This window comes from Micromonospora sp. WMMD980 (genome assembly GCF_029626035.1).
Taxonomy (GTDB): domain Bacteria; phylum Actinomycetota; class Actinomycetes; order Mycobacteriales; family Micromonosporaceae; genus Micromonospora.
On sequence record NZ_JARUBE010000003.1, the window covers coordinates 3181430 to 3199420 of the forward strand.

Here is a 17991-nt window from a genome sequence, read left to right on the forward strand (position 1 = left end):
TCCGCCGGATCAGCAGCCATGTGACGTGAGGTCGATCGCACGGCCGGACACCCGGAGGATGGCCACCGGGCGCCTGGCGAGGAGCTCGGTGCCGCCCCGTTCGATCGTCCGCTGATCGGCGACCTCCTCCGGATGCCGCTCGGCGACTGACTCGAACGTGCACGGACGGCCTGGCATGGGTACTCCCGTAAGGGATCGGCGGACGGCTGAAGCGGCGTCGGCGGGCGCCCGGGACAGAGCCGGCGGGCTGACTGCGTGTCGCGAAGCAGGCCGTGACGGGCCACCCGCAATGACAGAACGATCTCGCGAACGATCGGTTACTTCCGCATCCGTTCCACCGCCACGCGTCGGTCGAACGCATCCGGGCCGAAGCGCCGATCGGCGGCCTCCAGCGGCATCGGGCGGCGGGTCAGCCACGCCGTCGTCACGACCAGCAGAGCCAGCACCAGCAACCGGGGCCCGGTCCTGGTCATGTAGGTGAAGCCGCCCACCCAGACGAGATCGAACAGGCCGACGGCGGCGAGGACGGCGGCGACGTAGCACCCGAGCGCCCTCGGCGTCGTCAGGGGCCGGGCCGAGGCGCGGGCGAGGAACCAGTCGATGCCCCGGACGGCGAGACCCGTGACCGGGATCATCACCACCATCCCCGCCACGCCGAAGTTGAACAACCACTCGCCCTGCCAGAGCGCCGCCACCGAGTGGCCGGTGCCGGCCAGTTGGGGCGCGAGGTACGACACCAGTTCGTACCCGAATCCGGCTGGTTTCTCCGGCCACAGACCGCGCGGGACCAGCGCGACCAGGCTGGCGAAGAAGGTGCCCCCCGAGCTGTGCGGCAGGGTGCCGCCGGCGTTCATCTGCCAGAGCTGCGCGAACGCCGACATGGGACTCACCGCAGACCCGAAACCATCGCTGTCCACTGTTGACTCCGCCCCGCCGGCCCGGAGCGCGGCGAGGAACAGCAGGACCGGCGCCGCACCGACGATCACGAGCGTCTTGCTGAGCGGTCTCCGATCCCCATGGGCGAGGATGACCAGCAGTGCCAGTGCCAGTGTTCCGATGACGATGCGCCCGAACCCGTCGAACAGGTAGAAGAAGTAGATGGTGAAGGTGACGGCGCAGACCGAGCCACACAACACCGTCCAGCGTCCCATCGGTCCGCGCAGCAGCCCGGTGGCCACCAGCACGACGCCGACGAAGCCCACCGGCCGGACAGTGAAGACGCTCTGCGGGGCGGCGAGCGAGGCCACGACGGCGATGGCGAGCAGCACCAGCCCGAAGGTGACCGCCCAACCCGCGGTGCCCGCGTCGGCTCGGGCCGCGTCCGAGCGAGGCGCAGCGGGCGCACCGGTTCCCCAGAAGAGCATCCAGGTGAGCACGTGACTGAAGAAGCAGACGGCGACGGTGGTGAGCAGGGGGATGCCGGGGTCCGTCGTGACGTTCTTGAGACCGTGGTACAGACCGCCGAACCCGATGAAGACCGCGAAGGCCAGATTGTAGACGGCCACCGCGGTGATCCGGGGCCCTCCGTGTCGCCAGAAGACCCAACCACCGAAGGCGATGGCGAGACCGCTCAACGCCACCAGCGCGTTGTTGTCCCACTCCCCGGGCAGCGCGTGGTCGAGGGTGAAGCAGGCACCACCGGCGATCAGCCAGGCCATGCCGACGACCAGGCTGTGCAGGTACCGAGGCAGGTCGTTCCGCCGTGCGCCGGCGTCCGGAGCCGGACGGGCGGATGGGGCATGCAGGATCGCCATAGCAGCGCAGCGTATCCGACCGAATACCCACAGGTCGGGGATTCACGTTCGCAAGTCGGAATGACCTCGGTGGATCCCCGTCCGCCGGTGCCGCACCCGTGCCGTCCGCACGCCGCCCGACCAGAAATGTGGTGAGCTGTACCGGTGGCGGGCTACGTGTTCGGGCTGGTGTTGCATCCGAGCCGGGACGTCTCCGAGGTGGTGGAGATGATCGCGAGCTGGGCCGCCCGGCACGGCAAGACCCTGGCCGTCCGCGCCGAGGACCGGCACCGGGTGCCGGCGTCGGTGGAGGCGGTGCCCGCCGACGAGTTGGCCGCCCACTCCGACGCGCTGATCAGCATCGGCGGGGACGGCACCATGCTCGGCGCGCTGCGGCTGGCCGTACGGGATCCGAAACCGGTGCTCGGGGTGCACCTGGGCCGGGTGGGCTTCCTGGTCGAGGTGCAGCCGCCGGACCTGCCGCGGGCGTTGGAGCGGCTGGTGTCGCACGACTTCACCGTCGAGTCGCACGCCTGCCTGGCGTGCGACGTGTGCGGCGACGACGTGGTGGCGTTCAACGACATCGCGCTCGTCCGCCAGCCGGGCGCCGGGTTCGTCACCGCCACCCTGGCGGTGGACGGCCAACGGTACGGCTACTACCGGTGCGACGCGCTGGTGGTGAGCACGCCGACCGGCTCGACCGCGTACAGCTACGCCGCCGGCGGCCCGCTGATCTCACCGGCGACGGAGGCGCTGGTGGTGACGCCGTCGGCCCCGATGGCCGGGATCTCCCGCTCGGTGCTGCTGTCCCCGCACGAGAGCGTGCACCTGGAGCTGCGTCCCGACTCGGCGCCGGTGGCGGTGGAGATGGACGGGCTGCTGATCCGCGAGGCGGCGGTCGGCGGCTCGGTGCACGTGCGCTACGTCCGCGACGCCGGTCAGGTGGTCCGCCTCGACCCGCGCCGCTATCAGGAACGCAACCAGCTCAAGCTGAGCCTGCTGGATCTGCCGCTGCTGCCCGACCAGCTCCGTGAGCTGCTGCCCGACGGGTTGCGGGAGCAGCTCAACCGCCGTGAGCTGCCCCCGCCCCGGTGACGCGTCAGGTGCCGAGCACGCCGTCGACGAGCGACTTGGCCTCATCCTGGATCCGGGCCAGGTGCTCCGGACCCTGGAACGACTCGGCGTAGATCTTGTAGACGTCCTCGGTGCCGGACGGCCGGGCGGCGAACCAGCCCGACTCGGTGGTCACCTTGAGCCCGCCGATCGCGGCGCCGTTGCCCGGCGCGCTGGTCAGCACCGCGGTGATCGGCTCGCCGGCCAGCTCGGTCGCGCTCACCTGCTCCGGCGACAACTTCGCCAGCACCGCCTTCTCCGCCCGCCCGGCCGGCGCGTCGATCCGCGCGTAGGCCGGCGCGCCGAACTTCCCGGCCAGCTCGGCCCAGTGCTCGCTGGGCGTGCGCCCGGTGGTGGCGATGATCTCGGCGGCGAGCAGGCAGAGCAGGATGCCGTCCTTGTCGGTGGTCCAGGTGCTGCCGTCGCGGCGCAGGAAGGACGCGCCGGCGCTCTCCTCGCCGCCGAAGCCGACCGAGCCGTCGAGCAGGCCGGGCACGAACCACTTGAACCCGACCGGCACCTCCAGCAGCGTCCGGCCCAGGTCGGCCGCGACGCGGTCGATCATCGAGGAGGAGACGAGCGTCTTGCCCACCGCCGCGGCCGGGCTCCACCGGTCCCGGGTACGGAACAGGTGGCCGATCGCCACCGCCAGGTAGTGGTTGGGGTTCATCAGCCCGCCGTCCGGCGTGACGATGCCGTGCCGGTCGGCGTCGGCGTCGTTGCCGGTGGAGACCTGGAACCTGTCGCGGGCGGCGATCAACGAGGCCATCGCGTTCGGCGAGGAGCAGTCCATCCGGATCTTGCCGTCACCGTCGAGCGTCATGAACCGCCAGGTCGGGTCCACCTCCGGGTTGATCACCGTGAGGTCGAGGCGGTGCCGCTCGGCGATCTCCCCCCAGTAGGCCACGCTCGCCCCGCCCATCGGGTCGGCGCCGATGCGCACCCCGGCGTTCCGGATCGCGTCGATGTCCAGCACGGCGGGCAGGTCGTCGACGTAGTGGGCGAGGAAGTCGTACTCCCCGGTGGTGTCCGCGGCGCGCGCCCGCGCGTACGGGATGCGCTTCACCTCCTTGAGCCCGGCGGCGAGGATGGCGTTCGCGCGGTCCTGGATCCACTTCGTGACGTCGGTGTCGGCGGGGCCGCCGTTGGTGGGGTTGTACTTGAACCCCCCGTCGGACGGCGGGTTGTGCGACGGGGTGATCACGATGCCGTCGGCGAGCCCGGAGGTGCGGCCCCGGTTGTGGGTGAGGATGGCGTGCGACGCGGCCGGGGTGGGGGTGTAGCCGTCGCGGCTGTCGCGCAGCACGGTGATCCCGTTGGCGGCGAGCACCTCCAGCGCGTCCGCCTCGGCCGGCGCGGAGAGCGCGTGGGTGTCCCGGGCCAGGAACAGCGGCCCGTCCAGGCCCTGCTCCCGCCGGTAGTCGCAGAGCGCCTGGGTCACCGCGAGGATGTGGTCGGAGTTGAAGGCGTTGCGCAGGCTCGACCCGCGGTGCCCGGAGGTGCCGAAGGAGACCTGCTGCGCCGGGTCGCTCGGGTCCGGGTGCTCGGCGTAGTAGGCGGTGACCAGCCGGGGCACGTCGACCAGGTCGGCGGGCTCGGCGGGCTGCCCGGCACGGGGGTGGGCCACTGCGGGATCCTCCTCGGAGATGGATGGGTGGGGCCGGTCAGGGCTCGACGCGCTGACCCTTGCCGATGACGACGATGCCGTTGTCGGAGACGGTGTAGCGCTGGCGGTCCTTCTCCAGGTCGACGCCGATCTCGGCGCCCTCCGGGACGTAGACGTTCTTGTCCAGGATCGCCCGCCGGACGACCGCGTGCCGGCCGATCTCGACACCCTCCATCAGCACCGCGCCGTCGACGTGCGCCCAGGAGTGCACCTTGACCTTTGGCGAGACGACCGAGTTCTCCACCAGCGAGCCGGAGATCACCGCCCCGGGCGAGACCATCGAGCCGACCGCCCGCCCCACCCGCTCGCCCCACTGGTGGACGAACTTGGCCGGCGGGTACGGCGGCTGTTCCGTGTAGATCGGCCAGTCGAAGTTGTAGAGGTTGAACACCGGGTGCACGTTGATCAGATCCATGTGCGCGTCGTAGAACGAGTCAAGCGTCCCCACGTCGCGCCAGTAGCCGCGGTCGCGGTCGGTGCTGCCCGGCACGTCGTTGTCCTTGAAGTCGTAGACGTTCGCCTCGCCGCGCTCGACCAGCATCGGGATGATGCTGCCGCCCATGTCGTGCTTGCTGGTCTTGTCCTCCGCGTCACGCTCGACCGCCTCGCAGAGCGCCCGGGTGCTGAACACGTAGTTGCCCATCGAGGCGTAGATCTCACCGGGCGAGTCGGACAGGCCCACCGCGTCGGTGGGCTTCTCCCGGAACGCCCGGATCCGCTTGCCGTCCTCGCCGACCTCGATCACGCCGAACTGGTCGGCCATCGACAGCGGCTGGCGGATGCCGGCCACGGTCACCCCGGCGCCGGAGGCGATGTGGTCCTCCACCATCTGCCGGGGGTCCATCCGGTAGATGTGGTCGGCGCCGAACACGATGACGTGGTCCGGCTGCTCGTCGTTGATCAGGTTGAAGCTCTGGTAGATCGCGTCGGCCGAGCCGGCGAACCACCACGGGCCGCGGCGCTGCTGCGCCGGCACCGGCGTGACGTAGTTGCCGAGCAGCGTCGACATCCGCCAGGTCTTGGTGATGTGACGGTCCAGCGAGTGGGACTTGTACTGGGTCAGCACGACGATCTTGAGAAAGCCGGCGTTCGCCAGGTTGGAGAGGACGAAGTCGACCATGCGGTACATCCCGCCGAAGGGGACGGCCGGCTTCGCCCGGTCGGTGGTCAGGGGCATGAGGCGCTTGCCCTCCCCGCCGGCCAGGACGATCGCGAGCACCTTGGCAGCCATGGTCAGACGCTATCCACCCCGCAGCGACTTCACCACTCGGACGGCACACTTGCGCACCCGGTGCGATCCGGCGCGCTGCACTAGGGTGCGGGGCATGGCACCGTTGCGCGTCGACCTGCTCACCCGTGAATACCCGCCGGAGGTCTACGGCGGCGCCGGGGTGCACGTGGAATACCTGGCCCGTGAGCTGCGCCGGCTCGCCGAGGTGCGGGTGCACTGCTTCGGCGCGCCGCGCGACGAGCCGGGCGTCACCGCGTACCCCGAACCGGCCGGGCTGGCCGGCACGAACGCCGCGCTGCGGGTGATGGGCGTCGACCTGGAGATGGCCGCCGGCACCGCCGGCACCGACGTGGTGCACAGCCACACCTGGTACGCGAACCTGGCCGGGCACACCGCGAAGCTGCTGCACGGGGTGCCGCACGTGGTGAGCGCGCACAGCCTGGAGCCGCTGCGCCCGTGGAAGGCCGAGCAGCTCGGCGGCGGCTACGCGCTCTCGTCCTGGTGCGAACGCACCGCGTTCGAGGCCGCCGACGCGATCATCGCGGTGAGCGCGGGCATGCGCCGCGACGTGCTCACCGCCTACCCGCAGGTGAACCCGGACCGGGTCCGGGTGGTCTACAACGGCATCGACACCGCGCAGTACGCCCCGGACCCGGGCACCGACGTGCTCGACCGGCTCGGCATCGACCCGGCCCGGCCCAGCGTGGTCTACGTCGGGCGGATCACCCGGCAGAAGGGCCTGCCCTACCTGCTGCGGGCGGCCCGCGAGCTGCCCGCCGACACCCAGCTCGTGCTGCTGGCCGGCGCGCCGGACACGCCGGAGATCGGCGCGGAGGTGGAGGAGCTGGCCGCCGAGCTGCGGGCGACGCGCTCGGGCGTGGTCTGGGTGGCGGCGATGCTGCCCAAGCACGAGGTGATCCAGGTGCTCACCCACGCCACGATCTTCGTCTGCCCCTCCGTCTACGAGCCGATGGGCATCGTCAACCTGGAGGCGATGGCCTGCGAGACCGCCGTGGTGGCCACCGCCACCGGCGGCATCCCCGAGGTGGTCGCGGACGGCGAGACCGGGCTGCTGGTGCCGATCGAGCAGGCCGGCGACGGCTCCGGCACGCCGCTGGACCCGGAGCGGTTCGTGGCCGACCTGGCCGCCCGGATGAACGAGCTGTTGGCCGACCCGGCGCGGATCGCCGCGTTCGGCGCTGCCGGCCGCCGCCGCGCGGTGGAGCACTTCTCGTGGTCGGCCATCGCCGACCAGACGCTCGCCGTCTACGAGTCGGTGAAAGGAGGGGCCCCCGCTTAACGCCTCTGGTAGAGGCGGGGCCCCCTTTTAACAGGTGTCGCCCGGCGGCGTGTTCGACCTGACGCCGCTGTCGGCATCCCGCAATACTGGATCGTGGAGCAGGACCCGGCGCAGACGGTCGCCACGCATCGCCTCGACGACGAGCGCTACGACGTACGGGCGACCATGCCGCTCGCCTGGGTCCTCAACACCAGCCCGGCCGAGTACGACCTCGGCTGATCCCGCCCGCGACGCTCGCCACAGCAGATCTTGGAAGCAGACGGCCCTCAGAAGGGCCGAAATCTTCCAAGATCTCGGCGCAGTCGACACCAACCGCGTCGAACTCGGTCGCTGGGATGCGTCGCACTGGATTGCTTCCCCGGATGCCTGACGCGATCTTCGCCCATCCGCGCCTCGCCGCCGTCTACGACGCGTTCGACGGCGACCGGGACGACCTCGCCGCCTACCTGGCGGTCGCGGACGAGCTGGGCGCGCGCACGGTGCTCGACGTCGGCTGCGGGGCCGGGTCGCTGGCGGTCCTGCTCGCCCGGCACGGCCGCACGGTCGTCGGCGTCGACCCGGCCGAGGCGTCCCTCGACGTCGCACGGGCCAAGGACCACGCCGGCCAGGTCCGCTGGCTTCACGGCGACGCCACGACGCTGCCGGCGCTCGACGCCGACCTGGCCACCATGACCGGGAACGTGGCGCAGGTCTTCCTGACCGACGCCGACTGGACGCGGATGCTCCGGGGCGTCCACGCCGCGCTCCGCCCGGGCGGGCACCTCGTCTTCGAGACCCGGCGACCCGAACGTCGCGCCTGGGAGGAGTGGGCGGCCGAGACCGGCCCGGAGACCCGGGACGTGCCCGGCGTCGGTCGGGTGGAACGGCGTTCCCAGGTTACCGTCATCGACCTGCCACTCGTTTCCGTCCGCCTCACGTACCGGTTCCTCGCCGACGGCGCGATGCTCAGCTCGGACTCGACGCTGCGGTTCCGCGACCGCGACGAGATCGAGTCGAGCCTCGTCGCCTCCGGCTACCGGGTGCGCGACGTGCGCCAGGCACCCGACCGCCCCGGGCGGGAGTTCGTGTTCGTCGCGCAGCGGGCGGGCTAGACGTTCCACCCACCGACGGCAACGGCAACCGACGGCAACGGCAACCGACGGCGCGATCCGGTGCTTCGGCGGTTGCCGCCGAGCGCGAGAGGATCTCGCGCAGTAGGTTGAGCGGGTGACTGGACGGTTCCCGATCGAAGACGTCTCCCCCGTCGTCGCCTGCGGTCGCTACCCGGCCAAGGCGGTGGTCGGCGAGGTCGTGCCGGTGTCGGCCCGGGCCTACCGCGAGGGCCACGACGCGCTCGGCTGCAACGTGGTCTGGCTCGGCCCGGACGGCGCGGCCCGCCCGTTCACCCGGATGCGCCCCGGCGAGCCCGGCCAGGACCGCTGGCACGCCACCATCACCCCGGACGCGGTCGGCGAGTGGCGGTTCGCCGTCGAGGCGTTCCAGGACCCCTATCTCACCTGGCAGAACGCGGTGACCAAGAAGCTCGCCGCGGGCCAGGGCCCGGCCGAGCTGGCCAACGACCTGGCCGAGGGCGCGCGGGTGCTGACCGCCGCGCTCGACCTGGTGCCGAAGGCCGACCGCGATCGGGTACGCGAGGCCGCGCGAGCGCTGACCGACGACGCCCAGAGCCTGCCGCGTCGGGTCAGCGCGGCGCTCGACCTGGCCCCGCTGCTCTGGGCGCACCCGGTGCGCGAGCTGGTCACCACCGGCGACGAGCGCACGCTCTGGGTGGACCGGCCGCGCGCGCTCTTCTCCGCCTGGTACGAGTTCTTCCCCCGATCCGAGGGCGCGGTCGCGGCCACCGCCGACGCGCCGGCCCGCTCCGGCACGTTCGTCACCGCGCTCGACCGCCTCCCCGGCGTCGCCGCGATGGGCTTCGACGTGCTCTACCTGCCGCCGATCCACCCGATCGGCCGGGTCAACCGCAAGGGCCGCAACAACGCGCTCACCGCCGGGCCCGACGACGTCGGCTCGCCGTGGGCGATCGGCGCCGACGAGGGCGGCCACGACGCCATCCACCCCGACCTGGGTACGCCGGAGGACTTCCGCGACTTCGTCGCCGCCGCCGCCGAGCAGGGCCTGGAGGTGGCGATGGACCTGGCGTTGCAGTGCGCGCCGGACCACCCGTGGGTGACCGAGCACCCGGAGTGGTTCACCACCCGGGCCGACGGCAGCATCGCCTACGCGGAGAATCCCCCGAAGAAATATCAGGACATCTATCCGCTGAACTTCGACAACGATCCGGAGGGCATCCGCGCCGAGGTGCTGCGGGTGGTGCTGCACTGGGTCGGCGAGGGCGTGAAGATCTTCCGGGTCGACAACCCGCACACCAAGCCGTTCGACTTCTGGCACTGGCTGATCGCCGAGGTGAAGAGCGTCGATCCGGACGTGCTGTTCCTCGCCGAGGCGTTCACCCGCCCGGCGATCATGCACGGGCTCGGCAAGATCGGCTTCACCCAGTCGTACACCTATTTCACCTGGCGCACGACGGCCGCCGAGATGCGGGAGTACTGCGAGGAGCTGGTCGCCTCCGCCGACTGGATGCGGCCGAACTTCTGGCCCAACACGCCCGACATCCTGCACTCGTCGTTGCAGCACGGCGGGCCGCCGATGTTCAAGATCCGGGCGGTGCTGGCGGCGCTGCTCTCCCCCTCCTGGGGCATGTACGCGGGCTTCGAGCTGTTCGAGCACGTCGCCCGTCCCGGCGCGGAGGAATACCTGGACAACGAGAAGTACGAGCTGCGCCCCCGCGACTGGGACGCCGCGCTGGCGCGCGGGCGGTCGCTGGCGCCGTTCGTCACCACTCTCAACCGGGTCCGCAACGAGAACCCGGCCCTGCACCGGCTGCGCAACCTGCGTTTCCACGACATCGACAACCCGGCGCTGCTGTGCTGGTCGAAGCACGACGTCCAGACCGGCAACACGGTGATCGTGGTCTGCTCGTTCGACTCCCGCGCCGTGCAGTGGGGCAACACCACCCTGGACATGCCGGCGCTCGGCTTCGACTGGCACGAGCGGTTCACCGTGCGCGACGAGCTGACCGACGCGGAGTACGACTGGGGGCAGCGCAACGCGGTGCGCCTCGACCCGTACCTGCAACCGGCGCACGTGCTCACCGTGCGCCGCCCGGCGCCGCCGGCCGCACCCGAGCCGGCGCACCCGGCCACGCCCGACCTGACCGTGGAAGACGTGCCCGCCGACCTCTCCGGCGGCACCGCACCCACCGCACCGGCCGAGAAGGACGACGCACGATGGACCAGCTGATCGCCGGCGAGGCGTACGACCCGCACGCCGTGCTCGGCGCGCACCCGGCCGACGGGAGCACCACGATCCGGACGCTGCGCCGGGGCGCGGGCGAGGTGACGCTGCTGGTCGACGGCGAGCGACACCCGATGAAGCGGGTGCACGACGCCGGCGTGTTCGAGGCGGTGCTCCCCGGCGAGGTGCTCGACTACCGGGTCGAGGTGGACGGCGCCACGCTCGACGACCCGTACCGTTATCCGCCCACGCTCGGCGAGCTGGACCTGCACCTGATCGGCGAGGGACGCCACGAGCGGCTCTGGGCCGCGCTCGGCGCCCGGGTCTTCGACGAGGGCGTGGCGTTCACCGTCTGGGCGCCCAACGCGCGCGGCGTGCGGGTGGTCGGCGACGCCACCGGCTGGGGGCCGGACGACGGCTGGCCGATGCGCTCACTCGGCTCCAGCGGCGTGTGGGAGATCTTCGTGCCCGACGTGCCGGCCGGCAGCCGCTACAAGTACCGCATCCTCGGCGCGGACGGGCGATGGCGGGACAAGGCCGACCCGATGGCGACGCGCACCGAGGTCCCGCCGGCCACCGCGTCGGTGGTGCACGACTCCCGGTACGAGTGGGACGACGCGGGCTGGCTGGAACGCCGGGCGGCGCGGCAGCCGCACGAGGAGCCGATGAGCGTCTACGAGGTGCACCTCGGCTCGTGGCGCCCCGGCCTCGGCTACCGGGAGCTGGCCGAGCAGTTGACCGCCTACGTCACCGAGATGGGCTTCACCCACGTGGAGTTCCTGCCGGTGATGGAGCACCCGTTCGGCGGCTCCTGGGGCTACCAGGTCACCGGCTACTACGCCCCCACCGCCCGCTTCGGCGGCCCGGACGACTTCCGCCATCTGGTCGACCGGCTGCACGCCGCCGGCATCGGGGTGATCCTCGACTGGGTGCCGGCGCACTTCCCCAAGGACGAGTGGGCGCTCGCCCGCTTCGACGGCACCCCGCTCTACGAGCACCCCGACCCACGCCGCGGCGAGCACCCCGACTGGGGCACGTACGTCTTCGACTTCGGCCGCAACGAGGTGCGCAACTTCCTGGTCGCCAACGCGCTCTACTGGCTCGACGAGTTCCACGTCGACGGGCTTCGGGTCGACGCGGTCGCCTCGATGCTCTACCTCGACTACTCCCGCTCCGACGGGCAGTGGGCCCCGAACGTGCACGGCGGCCGGGAGAACCTGGAGGCCATCGCGCTGATCCAGGAGGTCAACGCCACCGTCTACCGGCACCACCCGGGCGTGCTGATGATCGCCGAGGAGTCCACCGCCTGGCCCGGGGTGACCCGGCCGACCTCCGACGGCGGGCTGGGCTTCGGGCTCAAGTGGAACATGGGCTGGATGCACGACACCCTGCTCTACACCTCGAAGGACCCGATCTACCGCCAGCACCACCACCACCAGCTCACGTTCTCCCTGGCGTACGCGTGGAGCGAGAACTACGTGCTGCCGATCAGCCACGACGAGGTGGTGCACGGCAAGGGATCCCTCGCGGGCAAGATGCCCGGCGACACCTGGCAGCGGCTGGCGACGGTGCGGGCGCTGCTGGCGTACATGTGGGCGCACCCCGGCAAGCAGCTGCTCTTCATGGGCTGCGAGCTGGCCGACGACCGCGAGTGGAGCGAGGAGCGCGGCCTCGACTGGTATCTCACCCACGACCCGGCCCGCGCCGGCGTGCAGCGTCTGGTCGCCGATCTGAACCGCGCCTACCGGGACACCCCGGCGCTGTGGGCGCAGGACACCGACCCGGCCGGCTTCCGCTGGATCGCCGGGGACGACGTCGCCAACAACACCGTGTCGTTCATCCGGATCGCCCCCGACGGCCGGACCCTCGTGTGCGTGGCGAACTTCTCCGCGGGGCCGCTGGAGGAGTACCGGATCGGCCTGCCGGCCGGCGGGACGTGGACCGAGGCGTTGAACACCGATGCTCACCACTACGGCGGGTCGGGGGTGGGCAACCTGGGCGCGGTGCACGCGGAGAACGTGCCGTGGCATGGGATGCCGGCGTCGGCGGCGCTGCGGGTGCCGCCGCTGGGCGTGCTCTGGCTCTGCCAGGACTGACACGTCCCGTCAGCGCGGTTCGACGACACATCACTTGTGGCCGGTATACCTCTGAGGCATATTTATGCCTCAGAGGTATAACCCCCCCGGGTTTCTTCTCCCTGGCGCATCACCCAACGTGACGTCGTTCGCGGTTCTCGCTCACCTCCGGCAAAGCCACCCGCTGACCCGAGCCCCACCCGGCCACCCGACCACCCCACCGGCCGGCGCGGGGCGGGAGGGGGGTCAGACGAGGTCGGCTTCGCGGAGGAGCTTCCAAAGGCCGGCGCCGTCGGGGGCGCTCAGCCACTTCTGGCCCACCGGGCCGGACGAGGAACGGCCCGCCGGCGCGGGCAGGCTGCCGGCGAGCACCGACTGGGTCGGCGACAACCGCCGGATCGCCACACCCGCCACGTTGTCCGGGTGGGCGGCGGCGAACTCCCGGTAGATCTCCTGGTCGTGCTGCCCGTCGTCGCCGATGAGCAGCCAGCGCACCTCGGGAAACTCCCGGGCCAGCCGGGCCAGCGTGGCCCGCTTGTGCTCGCGGCCGCTGCGGAACCAGCGGTCGGCGGTCGGCCCCCAGTCGGTGAGCAGCAGCGGCCCGGCCGGATAGAGGTGCCGGGACAGGAACCGGGTCAGCGTCGGCGCGACGTTCCAGGCGCCGGTGGAGAGGTAGAAGACCGGCGCGCCGGGGTGGGCGGTGGCCAGGCGCTCGTAGAGCACCGCCATGCCGGGCACGGCGGTGCGGGCGTGCTCGTCGAGGACGAACGTGTTCCACGCGGCGAGCATCGGCCGGGGCAGCGCGGTCACCATGACCGTGTCGTCGATGTCGGAGAGGATGCCGAAGCGCACGGTGGGGTCGAGGATGCGGACCAGCGCCTCGACCGGCTCGGCGTCGGCCACGGCGAGGCGCACGCAGCCCCAGCCGGGGGTGAAGTCGCCCTTGACGACGGTGTCCACGAAGCCGCTCCGGTCCGCCGTCACCTCTTGGCGGACGCCGTTGACCTCGATGCTGACCTGGGCGTGCTTGGCCGGGAGGGTGGCGAAGCTACGCCAGCCGCGCACCTTCTCCAGCCGGTCGCGGCGGTCCGGGCGGCCCAGCAGCACCCGGCAGAGCACCCGCGCCCAGCCGGGGGCGCCGTACCCGGCGTACGCGATGATGTTGGGCTGCCATCCGGTGCGCCGCAGCCGGCGCTCGACCAGGCCGTGCAGCGCGTCCTCGATGCGCGCGGCCCGGTGCAGCGGGGGCACGGCGAGCTGGTCCGGTGGTGTGGGTGGCACGTAGCAACACTGCCACAACCGGCGGAGCCCGGCCACGCGAGTGATCTGGACCGATCCACCCCGACACCGGGTCACCCGCGTGTCACACTGCGTTCGCAGGCGACGACGGGGGCGTGGGTCGTGTCGACAGCAGGGCGCAACCCGGACCGCCCGGCGCTGGTGGCGCTGCTGATGGGCGCGGCGGGGGTCGGCTACCGGCTGGTGCTGACCCTGCTCACGGTGCCCGCCTCGAACAGCGACGAGGCGACGTTCGGCCTGGCCGCCCTGCACATCGCCGGCGGCCACGAACGGCCGGTCTTCCTCTACGGGCAGCACTACATGGGCGTGCTGGAGTCGTATCTGGCCGCACCGCTGGTGGGCGTCGGCGGGGCGAGCTGGCCGCTGCTGCGGCTGCCGCTGCTCGCGCTGTACGCGGCCTTCCTGTGGCTGGCGTACCGGCTGACCCGGCGGCTCTTCTCCGGATGGCTGGCCGTGGTCGTGGTGGGCCTGCTGGCGCTGGGGTCGGAGCGGGTGGTCCGCGACCAGCTCACCGTGGTCGGCGGCCGGCCCGAGGTCAAGCCCGCGGTGCTGGCGCTGCTGCTGATCGCGGTCGCGCTCGGCGAGCGGCGGGTCCGGCACCGCTGGGTCGCCACCGGCGCGTTCGGGCTGCTCGCCGGCTTGGCGCTCTGGTCGGACTGGTTGATCGCGCCTTACCTGTTGGTGGCCGTGGTGGCGCTGGTGCTGGCCGCCCCGCGGGACCTGGTCGGCTGGCCGGGCGTGCTGCTGGTGGCCGGTTTCGCGGTCGGGATCGCGCCGATGGTAAAGGACAACGTCGTGGCGCCGCCCGGGCAGGACTCGCTGTCCGTGTTCCGGGAGATCAGCACGAAGGACGGGGTGACCCCGTCGGTGGCCGAGCGGCTGCACGGCGGGCTGCTGGAGGGGGTGCCGCTGGCCTCCGGGCTGTGCCCGATGGATGGCTGCGCGAGTTGGGCGCGGTGGTTCGGGGTGCTCTACCCGGTGCTGCTGGTGGCCGCCGCCGGGCTCGGCGTGGTCGCGTACCGCCGGGCCGTGGATCCGGCCGCGCGGGTCCGGGCCGTCGCGATCCTCGCCCTGGTCGCCGGCGCGGCGGTGACGCTGCTGGCGTACGTGCGCAGCCCGCTCGCCGCGACCGACCCGCTGGGGGACGCCCGCTACCTGTCGGTGTTGCAGATCTCGCTGCCGGCGGTGCTCTGGCCGCTCTGGCTGGCCGCCGCGCACGCGCTGCGGGCGACCGCGTCCCGGGCGGCCCGGCTGGGCGGCGCCGCGGCCGGCGCGGTGCTGGCCGGGCTCACCGTCGCCGCGCTGGCCGGCACGCTTCTGTTCCTGGCCGGCGTGCCGGGGGTACGGGCCGAGGAACGGTCCGCCCGCCGGCTCGCCGACGCGGTGCGGCAGGCCGGCCTGCACGAGGTGTACGGGGACTACTGGACCTGCAACCGGCTGACCTTCAACACCGGTGAGGCGGTGGCCTGCGGGGTGCTGGACGGCAACCTCACACCGGGGCAGAACCGGTACCCGGCGTACTGGCGGCGGGTGGGGCAGGCGGTGCGACCCGGCTACGTGGTGGCGGTCGGGTCGCCGGCGGAACGCGTGCTGCGCCGGCTGCTGGGCGACCGGGCGGACGCGGCGGTGGTGGCCGAGGTCGCCGGGAGTCGCGTGTACCACCCGGAACGTGCCGTGCGTCCGTGGCGCTGAACCCGGCCCGTACGCTGTGCCGGTGCTCATCCTGCTGCCCCCGTCCGAGGGCAAGGCCGAGGCCGGCGCCGGCCGACGGCTGGACCTGTCCCGGCTGTCGCTGTCGGAGCTGAACCCGGCCCGGGAGGCGGTGCTGGCCGCGCTCGTGGATTTCTGCGCCGGCCCGGACGAGGCGGCGGCCCGCGAGGCGCTGGGTCTGAGCGAGGGGCAGCGCGGCGAGCTGCGACGCAACGCGCGGCTGCGGGCGGCGGCCACCACGCCGGCCGGGCGGCTCTACACCGGGGTGCTCTACGAGGCGCTCGACCTGGGCAGCCTGCCGGCCGCGGCGGAGCGGGCCGCCCGGCGGTCGGTGCTGATCAGCTCCGGCCTGTGGGGCGCGGTGCGGCTCGCCGACCGGGTCCCGCCCTACCGCTGCCCGGTCGGTGCGCGGCTGCCGGGCGTCGGCGCGCTGTCGGCGTACTGGCGGGCGGCGCTCGGGGCGGCGATGACCACGGCGGCCGGCCGCGGGCCGGTGCTGGACCTGCGCTCCGGCGCGTACGCGGCCACCTGGACGCCGCGGGGGGCGCTCGCCGAGCGCACCGTGACCGTGCGGGTGCTGCACGAGCGGACGGTCGACGGGGCGCCGGTGCGGTCGGTGGTGAGTCACTTCAACAAGGCCACCAAGGGCCGGCTGGTGCGCGACCTGCTCCTCGCCGGCGCCCGGCCGCGCACCGCCGACGCGCTCGTCGGGGCGCTGCGCGAGTTGAAGTACACGGTCGAGGAGGCGCCCCGGGCGGCCGGCCGGCCCCGGCAGGTCGACGTGGTGGTCGCCGACCTCTGAGCGCAAGTTTTGCTCAAGGCTCGGGCGCAGCGGTTCCCCGGCCCGGCGTGGCAGGCCACGGTAGAGGCACCACCACGCCGACCAAGGAGCTGTGCCGATGCTCTCCGAGCCCACCACGCTGCTCGACCGGCCCCGCCCGTCGTCGCCGCCCCCGCCGCCACTGGACTGGTTGACCCTGGCCGACGCGTTCGAGGTCGCCTGCCTGGTGCGCTGCACGCCGCCACCGGCCGCCGATCTCCGCCGGATCGACGTGGGTCCCTACCGGGGCGGCATCGCCGAGTTCAACCGGGAGGACGCGGCGCGCCGGATGCGGCAGCTGCTGCGCCGGCTCGACGTGCCGGTGGAGCACGAGCTGACCACGGGTGGCCTGCGCCGCCGCTACGAGCTGCACCGGCTGTCGGTGCCCCGGGAACACCGCTCGGCGTACGCGAATCTGCTGGCGGCCGGCTGGCGGCAGGGCCGCCGGGAGCTGCTCGGCGGTCCGGTGCCGGGCGCCTCGACGGCCCGCCGGCTGTGGCGTCCCCGGCTGGCGGCCTCGGCCTGGCGGGCGGCGCTGCTCGCCGGCGGCCGGCACGTACGCCGGCACTGCCTCGGCATCCGGCTGGCCGACCGCGACCTGGCGGCGGTGCTGGTGCGCGGCGCGGCGCTGCTGGAGGTGCCGGCGGTGCTGCGGCCGGGGTCGGGCTGTTTCCTGGTGAGCGTCCCCAACGGTGAGCACCGGGCCCGGATCACCGAGAGCGCCACGCTGGGCTGACCGCCGCCGGGCGGGCGGGCTTGCGCGGTGGCGGGTGCACGGCGCAGAGTGCCTCCCGTGAGCCGACCCTGGTCTGCCCGCGGCCGGTGCCGGGCCGCGGCCCCGCTGGCATTGCTGCTGCTCGTCGCCGGCCTGGTCGGCTGCCGCGACGAACCCGCCGAGCCGGTGCGGATCCGGATCGCCACGGGCAGCCCGACCGCCGTCTACCACGCGTTCGGCCAGTCGCTGGCCGCCCTGCTCAACCGGGAGCTGCCCGGAGTCCGGGCCGAGGTGCTGGTCACCGCGGCCTCCGCGCAGAACGTCCGGCTGGTCGGCGCCGGCGACGCGGAGCTGGGGTTCACCCAGGCCGACGTGCTTCCGCCCCGCGAGCCGGAGCATCCGAGGGTGCTCGCCGTGGCCCGGGTCTACGACGACCTGCTGCACCTGGTGACCACCGCCGGTGGCCCGGTGCGGACGCTCGCCGACCTGCGCGGCCGGCGGGTCTCGGTGGGCGCCGACGGATCCGGCACCGAGGTCACCGCCACCCGGCTGCTCGCGGTGGCGCAGCTCGGCGGCGACCGGGTACGCCAGGAGCACCTGGGGTTGGACGACTCGGTGACCGCCCTGCGCGAGGGGCGGATCGACGCGTTCTTCTTCTCCGGCGGCCTGCCGGTACGCGGCGTCGCCGACCTGGCCCAGCGGACCTCGCTGCGGATGGTCGAGCTGGGCGACTGGACCGAGCCGTTGCGCCGCGCGTACGGGCAGGTCTACGTGACCCGCGACATTCCCCGTTCGGTCTACCGGGCGGAGCCGGTCAGCACGGTGGCGAACCCGAACTACCTGATCGTCAACGCGGGCCTGCCCACCGCGCTGGTGCGAGACCTGACGCGGCTGCTGATGGACCGGCGCGAGGAGCTGGCCGCGGCGCATCCGGCGGCCGGTCGGATGAGCCCCCGGTCGGCGATCGTGACCACCCCGCTGCCGCTGCACCCGGGCGCGGGACAGTGGTACCGCGACACCAAGCCGTGAGCG

General features: G+C 73.0%; 14 protein-coding genes. 10 read left to right on the forward strand and 4 right to left on the reverse strand.

Annotation, left to right across the window (positions count from 1 at the left end; genetic code table 11):
* Positions 1 to 317: 317 nt before the first annotated feature.
* On the reverse strand, positions 318 to 1754 hold the full coding sequence (locus tag O7618_RS14880; RefSeq protein ID WP_278106693.1) for a hypothetical protein: 1437 nt from the start codon (positions 1752 to 1754) through the stop codon (positions 318 to 320).
* Positions 1755 to 1898: 144 nt separating this feature from the next.
* Here O7618_RS14880 and O7618_RS14885 point away from each other — a divergent pair, with 144 nt between their 5' ends.
* Positions 1899 to 2828 (forward strand): NAD(+)/NADH kinase, encoded by a 930-nt coding sequence (locus O7618_RS14885; RefSeq protein WP_347405376.1) that lies wholly within the window; start codon positions 1899 to 1901, stop codon positions 2826 to 2828.
* Between the two features lie 4 nt (positions 2829 to 2832).
* Here the strand turns inward: O7618_RS14885 and pgm are convergent, their stop codons facing one another.
* Both pgm and glgC read right to left on the reverse strand, forming a co-directional pair.
* Entirely contained in the window at positions 2833 to 4473 is a 1641-nt protein-coding gene (gene pgm / locus O7618_RS14890) for a phosphoglucomutase (alpha-D-glucose-1,6-bisphosphate-dependent) (RefSeq protein ID WP_278106694.1), read from the reverse strand.
* A 37-nt stretch (positions 4474 to 4510) separates the two neighbouring features.
* A complete protein-coding gene (gene glgC, locus O7618_RS14895; protein WP_278106695.1) occupies positions 4511 to 5743 on the reverse strand; it encodes a glucose-1-phosphate adenylyltransferase in 1233 nt (410 codons plus the stop codon).
* 94 nt (positions 5744 to 5837) lie between these two features.
* Here glgC and glgA point away from each other — a divergent pair, with 94 nt between their 5' ends.
* The 5 genes from glgA to glgB all read left to right on the forward strand — a co-directional run bounded on the left by glgA (position 5838) and on the right by glgB (position 12436).
* On the forward strand, positions 5838 to 7043 hold the full coding sequence (glgA, locus tag O7618_RS14900; RefSeq protein WP_278106696.1) for a glycogen synthase: 1206 nt from the start codon (positions 5838 to 5840) through the stop codon (positions 7041 to 7043).
* A 93-nt stretch (positions 7044 to 7136) separates the two neighbouring features.
* On the forward strand, positions 7137 to 7262 hold the full coding sequence (locus O7618_RS14905; RefSeq protein WP_278106697.1) for a hypothetical protein: 126 nt from the start codon (positions 7137 to 7139) through the stop codon (positions 7260 to 7262).
* Positions 7263 to 7405: 143 nt separating this feature from the next.
* Entirely contained in the window at positions 7406 to 8134 is a 729-nt protein-coding gene (locus O7618_RS14910; RefSeq protein ID WP_278106698.1) for a class I SAM-dependent methyltransferase, read from the forward strand.
* Positions 8135 to 8249: 115 nt separating this feature from the next.
* Positions 8250 to 10346, forward strand: coding sequence for an alpha-1,4-glucan--maltose-1-phosphate maltosyltransferase (locus tag O7618_RS14915; RefSeq protein ID WP_278106699.1), 2097 nt, complete (start codon positions 8250 to 8252; stop codon positions 10344 to 10346).
* On the forward strand, positions 10334 to 12436 hold the full coding sequence (gene glgB / locus O7618_RS14920; protein WP_278106700.1) for a 1,4-alpha-glucan branching protein GlgB: 2103 nt from the start codon (positions 10334 to 10336) through the stop codon (positions 12434 to 12436). The genes O7618_RS14915 and glgB overlap by 13 nt, the downstream gene beginning before the upstream one ends.
* A 225-nt stretch (positions 12437 to 12661) precedes the next feature.
* Here glgB and O7618_RS14925 read toward each other — a convergent pair whose 3' ends face one another.
* Positions 12662 to 13696: a phosphatase domain-containing protein gene (locus O7618_RS14925; RefSeq protein WP_278106701.1), complete on the reverse strand. Its 1035-nt coding sequence runs from the start codon at positions 13694 to 13696 to the stop codon at positions 12662 to 12664.
* A 171-nt stretch (positions 13697 to 13867) separates the two neighbouring features.
* Between O7618_RS14925 and O7618_RS14930 the strand changes: the two genes are divergently transcribed.
* From O7618_RS14930 to O7618_RS14945, 4 genes are all read left to right on the forward strand, one after another.
* Positions 13868 to 15406: a hypothetical protein gene (locus O7618_RS14930; RefSeq protein ID WP_278110017.1), complete on the forward strand. Its 1539-nt coding sequence runs from the start codon at positions 13868 to 13870 to the stop codon at positions 15404 to 15406.
* Between the two features lie 16 nt (positions 15407 to 15422).
* Positions 15423 to 16226: a peroxide stress protein YaaA gene (gene yaaA, locus O7618_RS14935; protein WP_278106702.1), complete on the forward strand. Its 804-nt coding sequence runs from the start codon at positions 15423 to 15425 to the stop codon at positions 16224 to 16226.
* A 97-nt stretch (positions 16227 to 16323) separates the two neighbouring features.
* A complete protein-coding gene (locus O7618_RS14940) occupies positions 16324 to 16980 on the forward strand; it encodes a hypothetical protein (RefSeq protein WP_278106703.1) in 657 nt (218 codons plus the stop codon).
* Positions 16981 to 17037: 57 nt separating this feature from the next.
* A complete protein-coding gene (locus O7618_RS14945; protein WP_278106704.1) occupies positions 17038 to 17988 on the forward strand; it encodes a TAXI family TRAP transporter solute-binding subunit in 951 nt (316 codons plus the stop codon).
* Positions 17989 to 17991: the final 3 nt, after the last annotated feature.